This window comes from Amycolatopsis tucumanensis, from assembly GCF_021654135.1.
GTDB lineage: Bacteria > Actinomycetota > Actinomycetes > Mycobacteriales > Pseudonocardiaceae > Amycolatopsis_E > Amycolatopsis_E tucumanensis.
The window spans coordinates 53,023-65,490 of record NZ_JAKGSD010000013.1 but is presented as its reverse complement, the minus strand read 5'-3'; the positions used below and the strand labels follow the sequence as shown (position 1 = coordinate 65,490).

Below are 12,468 nucleotides of genomic sequence, written 5' to 3'. Positions count from 1 at the left end.
GGTCAGAGCGAGTCCTCGAAGGTGCGGGCGGCGATCCGGACCGGGTGCGGCTCCGGCAGGCGGTCGGCGATGTCCAGCCACTGGTTCGCGGTGGGTGTGGTGCTCGCGTGCAGCGAGGGCGTCAGGTCACTGGGATCCAGGGAGGCCAGCTCCTCGGGTCCGACCGGGACGTCGTCGGCCTCCACCACGGACGTCCCATGGGGAAGGGACAGGTTGAGGGCGCCGGACCAGTGGCCGCCCTCCGGCTGGAGGGCGATCCAGTAGGGTCGCCTGTCGCGGCGGTCCCGGGAGGCCAGGTGCACCGGCAGAAAGGCGTCGGTGAGTTCGGCCAGCGGACTGACGCCGCTCTGATCCCGGCGCAACCGCACGCTGAGGCGCAGACGGCCGGCCTGGGTCTCGGTCAGCCGGAGCCGGCGGGAGTCGTCGCCCAGGCTCTGACTGCGTTCTCGCACATCGTGCGTGCCTGCCGCGGCCTCCAGTGTGGAGCTGACCACGCCGCGCAGGGGAGTAGCCTCGGCGTCGGTCAGTCTCGCCGCGACTACGCGGGAGGTGTGGCGGAACACCGGTTCGGTCCGTCCCAGCGCGACAACCAAGCGGCGCACGGCCGTGCGTGCGGAACCGGGAATCCGCTCGAGCGGCAGGGTGAGCAGGTTCGACAGCAGCGCCGCGGCGCCCAGTCGTGCGATCGCGCCGTCGCCGGTGCGCAAACCGTGGTCGAGTTGTTCGAGCGGTCCGGCGAGGCCGCGGACGGCCGGTGTGAGCCAGTGCCGGATTTCCACGAGCTCGCCGAGGCGACCGTCCGGCTGCAACGCGGCGGTCACGGAGTCGGCGGCGCGGTTCAGCAGGTGCCAGGGCAGGATGGTGAACACCTCGTCTGGTGGGTCGCCCTCGTCCGCGAGCCGTTCCAGCAACCAATACCGCAGGGGGAGACTCTCGGTGGACAGGGCGGCGATGTCCTCCTCGAGCGTGGCGCCGACGAGCGGCCAGTGCTCCTCCCAGCGGCTGAGAATCCCCAGCGCGGTGGGGCTGACGGTGATGGGGCTGCCGTAGTCGTCGAGCTCCACCACGGTAGTTCCGCGAGCGTCCGCGAGGCCTAGCGCGTGGCGGCCGTCGCGCAGGGGCACCGCGACGCGCGCCCAGTCGGTGTCGAACCAGGGGAGGGTGCGGGCATCGGCGCGATCGTCGCCGTCGTTGACCACGGGCCGGGCGTCCCGGTCGGTGATCATCGCGACCCAGGGGCTCAGCGGACGATGCGTGGCGCTCATCGGGCGGCCTCCCGCAGTTTCTCGATGAGTTTTCGCCCTTGCGGGGGCAACAGGTCGAGGTATTCCTGGTGCCGGCCGGGGGGACCGACGACGTTCTGCTCGTAGTCGTCGGTCAGTCTGCTGAGCGTCCTGGTGCCGAGCGCTTCGTGCCAGCCGTCGTCGAAGGTCGCGACCCACTCGAGGAATGGTGTGAGGTCACAGTCGGTTTTGGTCCAGCGCACGAAGAACTTCGCCGCCCGGATCAGGATCTCGGCCCGCGCGACCGGGTCCGTTGGGCGTTTGAGGGGGTCGAACCGCCGGGCCGGTCCGAGGAGATCGCGAATTCCCGTGCCGCTGCCGTCAAACACCCGGTGCCCAAGGGTGTCGTAGTGCAGGGCGTTGAACGTGAAGTCCCGGTGGCGTGCGTCCTCGGACAGGCTGCTGCCGACGGCGGGGAACCGGAACCCGCCCTGGCTCAGGCCGCGGTACTCGATCAGCCGTGTTCTCTGTCCAGGTGGTACGACGGCGCAGACGAGGGTGTGCGGCGTGATGGTGGTGCGGAACTCCGACATCCGGTACGCGCGGAGCGTCTGCCGTGCCGTGTCGGTGAAGCGGCCCGCCGGCACCGTGCCGGAGAGATCCAGATCTTTGACGGTTCGCGCGGCTTCCCCGGTGAGGAGGCCGCGGACCGAACCACCGCTGAGCCAGATCCGGTGGCCGGTCGCGTGGACAGCGGCGAACAGCGGCCGGGCCAGGGGCTGCCAGGGCGCGGCCGGGAGGTCGAGGAGGAGATCGGCGTGCGCGGGAATCCCGGCGTCCAGGGTGTCCGCACGGGGCACCTGATCGGCGGGCAGGTCGCGCGGCGGCATCACGCCACCGGTGTCGTCGACGGTCTGCGGCACGCGGCGATCGGGGGGACACGCGAGGTCCTGATCACCCTCGAGGAGGAGGCGATCGTCGAGGTGGGTCGAGATCGCGTCGTTCCCCGCGCCGTCCCAGGCGAATCCGGCGATCCGGCCTTCCGGAGTCTGATCACCCACCAGCGGTGGCCGAACAGGGGAGGCGTAGGGATCATCGCCGTCGGGTTCCAGCGTCATGCGGGCTCCAGTGGAGTGGAATCCGAGACGGAGCCGCCAGGCCGGGTGCGGGGACTGCGCCGGTGGGAGCGGCGGGGCGACTGCTCGGACTCGTCGGGCAGGTCACGCCACCTGCTCTCACCACGCTGGGGTGAGTAGGCCAACATAGCAGGCTGCCGGTCGGGCGAGTCAAGACCGGCCGGGTGGCGCACGGTTAGCTGATCGAGTCCGCGCGCGGAAACGTTTCGAGCGTGCCGAATTCGTGATCGGTGAATTCGGTCCACATTCCCGAGGTTTTCGGGAAAGCGCTCCCAGTGGCGGCCTTCGTGATGTTGTCGAACTCGAAGCGGCGTCCGAGGCTGCGTCTCTCGCCACGCGGCGAGGTCCTACTCGGCTTGAGCGAGCGGCTCGTCAGCCGGTCCCGGCGATGAGGGGCCTCGGCACCCGCTGCAGCCTTGAGAGGAGCACTGAAGACCGTCATGTCCCACTGGCTGTTCGAGCCTGGAAACGTCGGCCATTCCGCCACGTCCAGCGCTCTCGACGACGAGCTGCTGGAACCGACGCCGCTGTACGAGGCGGTCGTCGACGCCGTGACCACACCCGCGATGGCCGAAGCCCATCCGCCTCTCGTCGCACCCGAACCTCCGTCGTTCCCCGACGCCGGAGCTGTCGAATGCCTGATCTGCCGCCGCGTCGGTCCGGTCGAAGCCGCGGTTCGTCACGGTGATGGGTGGGTCGGGCCGTGCTGTAGCGCCGACTACTTCCCCAACGGCAATCAAGAAACGAGTGAAAGGAGTCCACAGTGAACACCGTGAAGACCTGGGAAACCCCGGGTCTCTATTACGTCGATCCGTTCGAGCTCGTTCTCGACGACAACTCGCGCGAGATCGACGACATCCGGGCGAAGAACCCGGGCCTGTGCGACAGCGTCGCTAAGTACGGGGTGAAAACCGCGGTCACCGCGAACCCGGACGAGAACGGCAATCTGCGCCTGCGCTACGGGTTCAGCCGTGTGCTGGCCAACCGCCTGTGCGTCGACCAGCACCCCACCATCCCGGTGATCGTGGTGGAGGCGGGGGAGGAGGACGAGGCGCAGCGGCTGATCGACCAGTGGGACGAGAACACCCAGCGCGTCGGCTACACCCAGGCCGAAGAGGTGCAGATCTTCGAGCGGATGGCCCTGTTCGACCTCGCACCCGAGGAGATCGCCGAGAAGCTGAGCACCTCCGCCGACCGCGTCACCGCCGGTCTCGCCGTCGCGCGCAGCGCCGCCACCCGCGAGGCCCTGCGCGAGGACGACCAGCTGACGCTGGAGCAGTACGCCGCGCTCACCGAGTTCGAGTCCGATCCCGAAGCGCACGCCGACCTGCTCGACACGTTGCGGTCGTGGCCCGGCAACTTCGCTTTCGCCGCTGCCCGGTGGCGCAGGAAGGCCGCTCGCCGCGCGGCCTGCGCGGAAGCCGCGGACGAGCTGCGGGCCAGGGGAGAGGTGGTGATCGTCGACGACGAGCTTCCCGACGCCTCCGCGCGGCTGCACGACCTGCACGCCGACGAGAACGGCGAGAACCTCACGGTCGACAACCACGCCGGCTGCCCGGGCCACGCCCTGTTCCTCGACACCGACGCCTACCACTCCGAGACGGTCAAACCGGTCCCGATCTGCACCGACTGGGCCCAGCACGGCCACACGCCGGCCACCAACAGCGGCGGGCCCGCCGAGCGCCCCGCTGAAGACCTCACCGCCGAGCGACGCCGCGTCATCCGCAACAACAAGGCCTGGGTCGCCGCACAGGACGTGCGCCGCGACAAACTCAAGGCATTGCTGGCGAAGAAGACCCCGCCCAAGCAGGCCGAGCAGTTCATCGCCACCACCCTCATGATCGGCGAACACGAACTGCAGAAAGCCCTGCCCCGCCAGCACCCCCTGGTCTGTGAACTCCTCGGCTACAGCGAACCCGCGCCCCGCACTATCCACCCCGTGCTTGCCGAGCTGCGCAAGGCCACCGCCGCGCGCGCCAAGATGATCACCCTCGGCCTCCTGATCGCCGCGTTCGAACACTCGCTGCGCAAGGACTCCTGGCGTGCTCCCACCGAGGAGCAGAAACGCTACTTCCGGACCCTGGCTGAGTGGGGTTTCGACTTGCACTGGGTCGAGCGCATGGTCAACGACCCCAGCGCCGAGGACGACGCCGACGCCCAGCCCACGGGCGAGATCGCCGCCGCCTGACCACCACTCCCGAAGGGCCCAGCCGCGACGCGGCTGGGCCCTTCGGCATTTCCACGCCCCTCGCGAAAGGACACACGCATGACCAGCGCCGCTCACGAGCACAGCCCCGACGACCACACCGCGGCCGGCAGCCCGCCGCACGGCGAAACCATGCAGGCGCTCCTCCTCGGCACCGAGGCCGCCCAGCTGCTCGACATCAGCCGCCACCACCCCGGCCACGACATCGCCCGGCTCGTCGGCGACCCGCTCATCGACCGGATGAGCCACCTCACCGGCCTGGACATCTGGGTCGGCGACAACAGCCTCGCCACCCACCCCGTCAACCACGGCGCCAGCCGGTTCCTCGCCGCCCTCCTGCAGGCCGTGCTCGTCGGCGACTACACCGCCAGCGAACACGACCGCGCCCACGTCGCCCGTCTCGTCCGCAATCCGGACTGGGCCCCGGTGATCGCCGGGCCCGCCCTGATCACCGGCGCCGACGAACACGGCGACACCACCACCCCGCTCCCCGAAGCCTTCACCACCTGGCTGCACCGCATGTTCCAGCGCGCCACCACCGCGCAGCACGCCGCCGTCAACGAGGTGCTCCAGCAACTGCCGCACATGCTGCGGCAGCTCGGCCTGCCCGCCGGCCGCGAACTCGGCGACATCACCATCTTCCGCCTGCCCTGATCCGCCACTCGTCAGCCGCGGGCCGGGCCGGCCACCCCCGTAGAAAGGAGTACCGGTGCCTGCGCCACCCCGCCCGCGGCTGATGACCGCGGCACTGGCCGCCGCAGCCCGCGGCTGGCCCGTGTTCCCCCTCGCGCCCCGCGCCAAGAAGCCCGCCTTCGGCAAGGTCGACTGGAACACCCTCGCCACTACCGACCGCGACACCATCACCCGCGTCTGGACCCAGGCCCCCTACAACATCGGTATCGCCACCGGAGCCGCCGGCCTGCTCGTCATCGACCTCGACGACGGCCACGGCCAGCCCGCGCCACCACCCTGGACAACGGCACGCCACGGCCGCGACGTGCTCGCCGCGCTCGCCCACGCCGCCGGCCAGCCCTACCCCGGCGACACCTACACCGTCGCCACCCCCACCGGCGGCGAGCACCTGTACTTCCAGGTCCCGGCCGGCGCGCGGGTGCGCACCACCACCGGCGCGCTCGGCTGGCGCATCGACACCCGCGGCCACCGCGGCTACATCGTCGCCGCCGGGTCGATCCGTCGCGACGGCCGCTACCGGGTGACCCGCCGCGCCCCCGTGCAGCCGCTGCCCCCATGGCTGATCCACGCCCTGACCCCGCCCGCACCCGCCGAGCCGCGCGGCGGAGGGGAAGGACATCACCACGCGGCCTACCGGCAAGCCGCACTCGACGGCGAAGCACGCAAAGTCGCCGACGCCCTCGACGGCCAGCGGCGAATCACGCTCCTGCGCGCCGCCTCCGCGCTCGCCAGCATCCCCGACCTGGACACACCCACCATCACCGCGGCGCTGACGGCGGCGGCACACACCTGCCGGACCCGCACCAGCGGACGGTTCAGCGACCGCGAGATCGCCCGCACGATCCGCGACGGCATCGCCTTCGGCCGCACCCATCCACGCACCCAGTGACCGACAGGAGAACCACCATGATCTCACCGTCCGGAATGGACACCCTCCTCGCCTCGTTGCCCGCCGTGCTCGGGTTCTACCCCGACGCCTCGGTGTTCTTCACCCCGCTCGTCCGCCCCGGAAACGACAGCGACCAGAGCATCATCCCCTTCACCGCACGAGCGGACCTGGCAGACGTGCTCACCGACCCCGGCCACTTCGTGCACGGCGCGACCACCGCCGCCCGGGACATCACGGCCGACGAAGTCGTCCTCGTCATCACCGGCAGCACCGGCGAGGACAAGAAGCCACCCGCGAAGGAGGTGATCGCCCCTCTGCGGGAAGGGCTGCGCCGCCACGGCTACCGGCAGGTCGAAGCCGTGCACCTGGCCGGTTTCGTGGTCGGGGCCCGCTGGTTCAGCTACGACGACCCCAACCGCCATGGCCCCCTGCCCGACCCCCGCAACTCAGCGGCAACAGCCCAGACAGTCCTCAACGGCGACGTCATCTACGAAAGCCGGTCCGAACTGGCCGCGCTCTTCACACCCGCACCCCAAGAAGTCCGGGACCGGCTCGCACCGCTCATCGCCACCGTCGCCGCCGCCGTGACCGACGAGGAAAACCGGCACGACCTGCCTGCACTCCAGGCGCGGCTGGCCCGGCTCGACCAAGCCGTGATCGACGCCGCACACGGCGCCTTGCCCGACACCGACGAGAAACTCGCCGACCTCATCGGCGCGTTCGCCTGCGTCCTGATGCGCGACGCGCTGCTCATCACCCCAGGCAAGCACGCCCGCGCCGCCGAAGAGCTGTGGCTCACCCTGTGGAAGCTCGCCCCGGAACCCATGTCGGACCGGCTCGCCGCGGTCCTGATGACCCACGCCTGCCACCGCGGCCACGGCGCCCTCGCCCTGGTCGCCGCCGACGCGGCCGGCCGCGGCGAACGGCTGGTCACGCTCCTGCTGTGCGCGGTCCAGCAAGGCGTCGCCTTCACCCGCATCAAGGACATGCTCCACCGCGCCGTCTCCGCGACCCGCGCCACCTTCGGCCACACCCACTGACCACGCCCGGCATCACACACCTCTTCCCGGAAGGAGCAGCATGACCAGCGTGGACGACGTGCGCACCGCACGCGCCTACCTGTCCCGCGTCGCCGAACCCGGCGCACCCGCACTCAGGGCCTTCGTCGCCCAGCACGGGCCCGTCACGGCCGCCGGAGCCATACGCAACCGGGACTGCCCGCTGGAGGTCCTGCAGGAAACGACCACCCGGCCGCAGCTCGACGACGTCGACCTGGACGCGGCCGCCGAAGCCGGGATACGGCTGATCACCCCCGAAGACGACGAATGGCCGGCAGCGGCGCTGCACCATGTGACCGCCGCCTTCCCCGCCGAGAGCGACCTCACCCCACCGATCGCGCTGTGGGCACGCGGCAGCGGCGACCTCAATCACCTCACCGCCGCGGCGATCACGATCACCGGCAGCCGAGCCGCCACCGCCTACGGCGAACACGTCGCGGGCGAACTCGCCCAAGACCTCGGACACCACGGCCACACCGTGATCTCCGGCGGCGCCTACGGCGTCGACGCCGCCGCCCACCGCGGCGCGCTCTCCGCGGGCACCCCCACCGTCGCGGTCCTGGCCTGCGGGGTCGACGTCGGCTACCCAGCAGGCAACGTCACCCTGCTGGGCCGCGTCGCCCACCGCGGCGGACTCGTGATCAGCGAATACCCGCCGGGCACACCGCCGGCGCGGCACCGCTTCCTGACCCGCAACCGGCTCCTGGCCGCCCTCGCCGCCGCCGTCGTCGTGGTCGAGGCCGGACCCCGCAGCGGCGTCCGCACCACGGCACTGCTCGCCGGGGGACTGGGCAAGGCCGTCATGGCCGTGCCCGGCCCGGTCACCTCGGCGATGTCGACCGTCTGCCACGAACTCATCCGGCACGGCGGCGCCACCCTCGTCACCAGCAGCGGCGAGGTCCTCGACGTGCTGCGGCAGGCCCGGACACGGGAGCACCAACCGTGAAGCGCAAGAAGGCCCACGACACCCCGCACGGGCCGGTCGACCCGGACTACGTCCTGGACCGGTTCCGCTTCCACCTCGGCGTGTACCACCATTCCAGCGCCGACTGCGAGGTCACCGACTGCGACTACTGCACCTGGGACGACCAGCTCTCCTGGTGGCAGCTCGTGTACTTCGGCGGCCTGCTCGACTGGTGGATGACCGCCGGCCGCAAACCGCCGCGGGACTGGCGGCGCCGCCTCCGACGCAGGCGACGGCACGCCACCCGCCCGTAGCTCAGGCGCCCCGGCCCTCACCGGCCGGGGCGCCCTCCACCCTCGGTGAAACCGGGGAAGCAGGCGTCGCGGGCCGCCCGACGACCGGACGAGCCGTCTCCGCGGCCAATTGCCGAAGCCGTTGCAGCTCCTTCACCTCCGCCTGGCACAACTCCGCCACCCGGTCGTAGGACAAGCGAAGCTGCCCGATCAGCCGGTCCACCGCGCCGCCCATCGCGACCTCGGCCGCACGCTCCGCCTCCCGGGCCGCCGCCCGATCCACCAGCGCGACCTGGAAATCGGTCGCGAACTCCACCTCCAGCTCGTCCCTGCGGCGGCGCTCGGCGTCCAGCTCCACCTTCCGCTGCAACGTCTGCCGCCGGATCGCTTCCCGCTTCCGCGGTGATGAACGAGTGCCCATGAGCAGGCACCTCAACAAAGAAACCCCGACCGGGCAAGAAAGGAAACAAATGACCGCACAACCCACCGCCGAGCAGCTGCGCGCCGAACTCGCCCAGCTCCAGCAGGAACACGAGGCCTTCCGGCAGCTCGCCCGCGACCGCGCGATCAAGGGCTTCCACGACGGACAGTGGACCGCCGAAGCGCTCAACGACACCCTCACCGACCTCGGCCTGCAGCCCCACGAACCGCAGCTCGTCTCCCGCTTCGACGTCAACTTCGGGTTCCAAGTCGAAGCCCGCACCGGCGACGAGCACGACGACCACCAGCTCGTCCACCGGCTGCGCGACAAGGACGTGGCCGACGCGATGCGGGCCGCCCTGTCCACGGCGATCGCCGAGCACCTCCCCGGCACCCCGCTCACCGTCACCGAGCAGGAAACCCACCCCTACATCGGCTACGCCACCGTGAGGTGGGTCTGACATGGTGACCACCGCCGAGAGCCTGCGCGCCCGCGCCGCCGACTGCCTCCACCGCGCCCGCACCGCCAACCCTGCACGGGCGGAGCAACTCCGCGCCTGTGCGAGGAACTTCAGCCGCCGGGCTCTGGCCCTGCACCTGTTCGAACACGGCAAGCAGGTCGGCCCCGCCAACGTCACCCAGGCCACCTTCCGCGACTACCTCCGCACCCAGCTCCGGCAGACGAGGAGCCACGCATGAACTCCGAGGGCCCGACCGAGCTCCGCGCGCAGATCGAGGCCCTGCGCCGGGCCCACACGCAGTTTCGGGAGGACGTCCGCAAGGCGGTCATGCGCCAGTACCAGGACGGAGTCTGGTGCCTGCCTGGCAGCCAGGAGGCCCTCCGGGACCTCGGACTGCCGTTGATCGGCATGCGCTATGAGGGCCACGCCACCATCCGCGTGCGCATCGCCGAGGTGCGCGGCGCCGCGGACCGCGCCGAAGCCGTCGACCGGGTGATCGCCGCGCTCCACGCCGCGACGGACGACGACAGCGTCGCCTTCGAGACCGAAAACGTCACGGTCTCACTCGAGACCGACGTCGACACCGAATCCTGACCCCCGGAAGGAAACTTCGTGAACGGACAAGCCCCGGAGCCGATCCCGGTGTGGGTGGTGCCCAACCCGGACCTGCGAGCCGCGCTCCAGGAACTCCTCCACGTCTTCGACCACGACCTACCGGCGTCCCGCATCGCGCCGCAGCTCACGTGCTGGGAGGCGAGCGCGTTCGCCGAGTTGCTGCACACCGCCGGCGCACCCCAGGCCGCCGAGCGGTGGCTGCAGTACCACGCGATGGACGACGCCCCCGGCGATCTCCACTACGACTTCGGCGGCCCGCCGGACAGCCCGCGCAAGGAACCCCGATGGATGGTCGTCGCGCGGTTCCTGCGCGCCCGACGCCGGGCCGTTGAGCGCCACGTCGCACAGACCTTTCGCACTCTGGTCTGAGCGGGGGAGGTGTCCGAGGACCAGCTGGCCGAGCCGAGGCGCGGCGCTACCGAGCGGCGCCGCAGCCCGCTCACCCCTGGCCGGGGTCTCATCCTGACCAGAACCCGGCCAGGGCCCCAGCTCGCGACCCCACTCCACTGCCCGCCGGCGTGACGGCACCCCCTCCGTCACGTACAGCAGCGGACGGGGAAGGGGTCGCGAACCGAGCGGATGCCGGCTCCCGACCGGCCTCCGCTCACGCCTGGCCGGGCGCACCTTCCCCGGCGCCCGGCCAGGTCCCCAACGAAGAATGGGTGCGCCCGGACAAGCCGGACGCACCCACCGCGTGGGCACGGAAGCCCCGAAGGCTTACCCGAAGGCCCGCCAAGACCGCACCCACGCGCGCGCCCACGCCAGGCTCCGCAAGGCCCTGGGCGCCCGAGCAGTCTAGCCCCAAGCATGTCCCGGTTCAGAAGCCGCCAATGCGCGGATTTCGGTGAAGAGACCCTGACCAGTTGGATAGGGGGTCGCAGCCGCGGCTCACCAGACCCCCCTCGCCTTTCAGCGTCTTATGCCGCACAGGCCGCGTCAAGGGCACCCCGGAAACAATTTTTCTCGCAAGCTCCAAAAATTCTTTCCGGGCCTAACCCTTGACCCGACCAGTGCGGCACAAGGATGGGCGGGGACGAGGGTATGGGTGCGGAGCAGGGCCATTAAACCTCTTGATCACGCCTTCTCGCCTTGACCGGGTGCGCGCCTCTGCTTTTCGTTTATGCAGGTAAACCGGCATAAGATGCATGCGAAAATGGGTGAATGCCAGGTGAGAAGTGTGGCAAATTGTGATAAGATGTGAGGTGAAAAGAGAATCCCGAGAACGCCAAGCTCAGGATTCACCGAATCCGCAGAACGGGTGCGCCTAATGTCCGATTTCATGTCCCTGTTGCAGGAACTCGCCAATCTTGTCACGATTGGCACCCCGCGAACCCTCCGCGAGGCCAAGGCCCTCGCCGCAGAGTTGCTCGACACCGCCGAGGTCGCCGACCTTGCCGCGCTGCACGCCTGCACCGAAACCCTTGCCACACACCGCCACGCCGACGCCGTGGCCATGCTGGCCGTCCAGTGGCAGGCCCGCCCCCAGCATCGCGACCTGATCACCTTCTGCGTCGCCGAGTCGGGGGAGGAGCACTACGACCCCGCCCGCCTCCCCGCCCCCACCTACACCGACCGAGTCGAGCACCAGTTCGCGCGCATGGCCGCCCAGCAGGAGCGCGGGCAACTCGCCACCCTCGACAGCTGGCAAGCCGAGATGCGAAAGCTCGACCGCATCCGCCCCGAGATCCCCGAACCGGCCGATGTCCACGGCGACACCGCGCAGACCCGGTACGACTTCGACCACGCGCGCCCCTACCGCGACGACACACCCCGCGACCTCCGCGACGCCCCGACCCGCGACATGCAGCGCGCCACCGCCGCCGTCGCGATCATCACCGCCCCCCACCTCCGCCGCCCGGCCGACCCGCGCCGCGTCGAACCCCGCGTAGTGACCGACTACATCGCCAGCGGACACACGTGGTTCCCCCTCGACGAACGCATTCCCCGTGAACTCGACCAGGCCGACGGCTACACCATCGACTACGAGGCCCACGCCGCACCACCCCTCAACGGCACGCCGTGCGTTGCCTGCCTGCTCGAACGCACCGTGATGGAACTCGACGCCGTCCGCGACCAGCACGACGACGGGTTGTGCACCGAATGCAGAGACGAGGGCCGTCCCGGCATCACACCCTCCGACGTCGCACACGCCCGCAACACCATCCGCCGCCAGATGCCCGCACACGCCAACCGCCGCGCCGCCGACGTGATCGCCCCTTGCGCCGCACTCGCCGGGCGCCAACCCCGGGGAATCGTCGTCATCTGGACCCGCGCCTACTGGCGCGCACACCCCGAGCACCGACCGTTCATCGCCGCATGGGCCGCCGCCCAATTCGGTCCAGCCCGCAGGCCGCAGACACGACAGGCAACCCGCGCGGCATTCACCCGGACCCGCCCGGAGGTCGTCACCGCCGGAGCAGCCTGACACCACCGTCGCGGGTCCCCGAGCCACGGCTCGGGGACCCGCGACCTGCACCGTCCGGGCGTACCCGGGCCCCACCACCACCCTGCAGCAGCGCGTTTCCGCAGCTCGTAGGCACCTTTTGCATGGCAGCGGCAGTCCGAACTGC

Annotated in this window: 16 protein-coding genes; 12 read left to right on the top strand and 4 right to left on the bottom strand. The window is 70.7% G+C overall.

Going from position 1 to position 12,468, the window contains the following annotated elements:
* Nucleotides 1–2: 2 nt before the first annotated feature.
* From L2C96_RS15745 to L2C96_RS15735, 3 genes are all read right to left on the bottom strand, one after another.
* A complete protein-coding gene (locus L2C96_RS15745) occupies nt 3–1,265 on the bottom strand; it encodes a hypothetical protein (RefSeq protein WP_237336699.1) in 1,263 nt (420 codons plus the stop codon).
* Nucleotides 1,262–2,341, bottom strand: coding sequence for a nucleotidyltransferase family protein (locus L2C96_RS15740; protein WP_237336698.1), 1,080 nt, complete (start codon nt 2,339–2,341; stop codon nt 1,262–1,264). Before L2C96_RS15740 ends, L2C96_RS15745 begins: the two co-directional genes overlap by 4 nt.
* 193 nt (nt 2,342–2,534) lie before the next feature.
* Nucleotides 2,535–2,801: a hypothetical protein gene (locus tag L2C96_RS15735; RefSeq protein WP_237336697.1), complete on the bottom strand. Its 267-nt coding sequence runs from the start codon at nt 2,799–2,801 to the stop codon at nt 2,535–2,537.
* Here L2C96_RS15735 and L2C96_RS15730 point away from each other — a divergent pair.
* From L2C96_RS15730 to L2C96_RS15700, 7 genes are all read left to right on the top strand, one after another.
* Nucleotides 2,800–3,126, top strand: a complete 327-nt coding sequence (locus tag L2C96_RS15730; RefSeq protein ID WP_237336696.1) for a hypothetical protein — start codon at nt 2,800–2,802, stop codon at nt 3,124–3,126. The two genes, L2C96_RS15735 and L2C96_RS15730, sit on opposite strands and share 2 nt — an antisense overlap.
* Nucleotides 3,123–4,547 (top strand): ParB/RepB/Spo0J family partition protein, encoded by a 1,425-nt coding sequence (locus tag L2C96_RS15725; protein ID WP_237336695.1) that lies wholly within the window; start codon nt 3,123–3,125, stop codon nt 4,545–4,547. Before L2C96_RS15730 ends, L2C96_RS15725 begins: the two co-directional genes overlap by 4 nt.
* A gap of 78 nt (nt 4,548–4,625) precedes the next feature.
* Nucleotides 4,626–5,219: a hypothetical protein gene (locus L2C96_RS15720; protein WP_237336694.1), complete on the top strand. Its 594-nt coding sequence runs from the start codon at nt 4,626–4,628 to the stop codon at nt 5,217–5,219.
* 55 nt (nt 5,220–5,274) lie between these two features.
* Nucleotides 5,275–6,147 carry a bifunctional DNA primase/polymerase gene (locus tag L2C96_RS15715; protein WP_237336693.1) on the top strand — a complete coding sequence of 291 codons (873 nt, stop codon included), beginning with the start codon at nt 5,275–5,277 and terminating at the stop codon, nt 6,145–6,147.
* A gap of 17 nt (nt 6,148–6,164) precedes the next feature.
* Nucleotides 6,165–7,187 carry a DUF4192 domain-containing protein gene (locus tag L2C96_RS15710; protein WP_237336692.1) on the top strand — a complete coding sequence of 341 codons (1,023 nt, stop codon included), beginning with the start codon at nt 6,165–6,167 and terminating at the stop codon, nt 7,185–7,187.
* Nucleotides 7,188–7,227: 40 nt separating this feature from the next.
* Nucleotides 7,228–8,151: a DNA-processing protein DprA gene (gene dprA / locus L2C96_RS15705; RefSeq protein WP_237336691.1), complete on the top strand. Its 924-nt coding sequence runs from the start codon at nt 7,228–7,230 to the stop codon at nt 8,149–8,151.
* Nucleotides 8,148–8,423: a hypothetical protein gene (locus tag L2C96_RS15700; RefSeq protein ID WP_237336690.1), complete on the top strand. Its 276-nt coding sequence runs from the start codon at nt 8,148–8,150 to the stop codon at nt 8,421–8,423. The genes dprA and L2C96_RS15700 overlap by 4 nt, the downstream gene beginning before the upstream one ends.
* 1 nt (nt 8,424) lies before the next feature.
* On the opposite strand, the gene L2C96_RS15695 is transcribed toward L2C96_RS15700, so the two are convergent.
* The gene (locus L2C96_RS15695) at nt 8,425–8,823 is read right to left on the bottom strand and encodes a hypothetical protein (protein WP_237336689.1); all 399 of its coding nucleotides are present in this window, start codon (nt 8,821–8,823) and stop codon (nt 8,425–8,427) included.
* Between the two features lie 49 nt (nt 8,824–8,872).
* Between L2C96_RS15695 and L2C96_RS15690 the strand changes: the two genes are divergently transcribed.
* The 5 genes from L2C96_RS15690 to L2C96_RS15670 all read left to right on the top strand — a co-directional run bounded on the left by L2C96_RS15690 (nt 8,873) and on the right by L2C96_RS15670 (nt 12,323).
* On the top strand, nt 8,873–9,283 hold the full coding sequence (locus L2C96_RS15690; protein ID WP_237336688.1) for a hypothetical protein: 411 nt from the start codon (nt 8,873–8,875) through the stop codon (nt 9,281–9,283).
* Nucleotide 9,284: 1 nt separating this feature from the next.
* Nucleotides 9,285–9,521 carry a hypothetical protein gene (locus tag L2C96_RS15685; RefSeq protein ID WP_237336687.1) on the top strand — a complete coding sequence of 79 codons (237 nt, stop codon included), beginning with the start codon at nt 9,285–9,287 and terminating at the stop codon, nt 9,519–9,521.
* A complete protein-coding gene (locus tag L2C96_RS15680; RefSeq protein WP_237336686.1) occupies nt 9,518–9,877 on the top strand; it encodes a hypothetical protein in 360 nt (119 codons plus the stop codon). The genes L2C96_RS15685 and L2C96_RS15680 overlap by 4 nt, the downstream gene beginning before the upstream one ends.
* A gap of 18 nt (nt 9,878–9,895) precedes the next feature.
* Entirely contained in the window at nt 9,896–10,267 is a 372-nt protein-coding gene (locus L2C96_RS15675; RefSeq protein WP_237336685.1) for a hypothetical protein, read from the top strand.
* A 910-nt stretch (nt 10,268–11,177) separates the two neighbouring features.
* Entirely contained in the window at nt 11,178–12,323 is a 1,146-nt protein-coding gene (locus tag L2C96_RS15670; protein ID WP_237336684.1) for a hypothetical protein, read from the top strand.
* Nucleotides 12,324–12,468 lie beyond the last annotated feature (145 nt).

Bases quoted from the DNA above. Each gene is read 5' to 3' on its own strand.
- L2C96_RS15680 (WP_237336686.1), top strand. From the start codon at position 9,518: ATGAACTCCGAGGGCCCGACCGAGCTCCGCGCGCAGATCGAGGCCCTG.
- L2C96_RS15730 (WP_237336696.1), top strand. From the start codon at position 2,800: ATGTCCCACTGGCTGTTCGAGCCTGGAAACGTCGGCCATTCCGCCACG.
- L2C96_RS15720 (WP_237336694.1), top strand. From the start codon at position 4,626: ATGACCAGCGCCGCTCACGAGCACAGCCCCGACGACCACACCGCGGCC.
- L2C96_RS15745 (WP_237336699.1), bottom strand. From the start codon at position 1,265: ATGAGCGCCACGCATCGTCCGCTGAGCCCCTGGGTCGCGATGATCACC.
- L2C96_RS15695 (WP_237336689.1), bottom strand. From the start codon at position 8,823: ATGGGCACTCGTTCATCACCGCGGAAGCGGGAAGCGATCCGGCGGCAG.
- dprA (WP_237336691.1), top strand. From the start codon at position 7,228: ATGACCAGCGTGGACGACGTGCGCACCGCACGCGCCTACCTGTCCCGC.
- L2C96_RS15710 (WP_237336692.1), top strand. From the start codon at position 6,165: ATGATCTCACCGTCCGGAATGGACACCCTCCTCGCCTCGTTGCCCGCC.
- L2C96_RS15690 (WP_237336688.1), top strand. From the start codon at position 8,873: ATGACCGCACAACCCACCGCCGAGCAGCTGCGCGCCGAACTCGCCCAG.
- L2C96_RS15735 (WP_237336697.1), bottom strand. From the start codon at position 2,801: ATGACGGTCTTCAGTGCTCCTCTCAAGGCTGCAGCGGGTGCCGAGGCC.
- L2C96_RS15740 (WP_237336698.1), bottom strand. From the start codon at position 2,341: ATGACGCTGGAACCCGACGGCGATGATCCCTACGCCTCCCCTGTTCGG.
- L2C96_RS15685 (WP_237336687.1), top strand. From the start codon at position 9,285: ATGGTGACCACCGCCGAGAGCCTGCGCGCCCGCGCCGCCGACTGCCTC.
- L2C96_RS15670 (WP_237336684.1), top strand. From the start codon at position 11,178: ATGTCCCTGTTGCAGGAACTCGCCAATCTTGTCACGATTGGCACCCCG.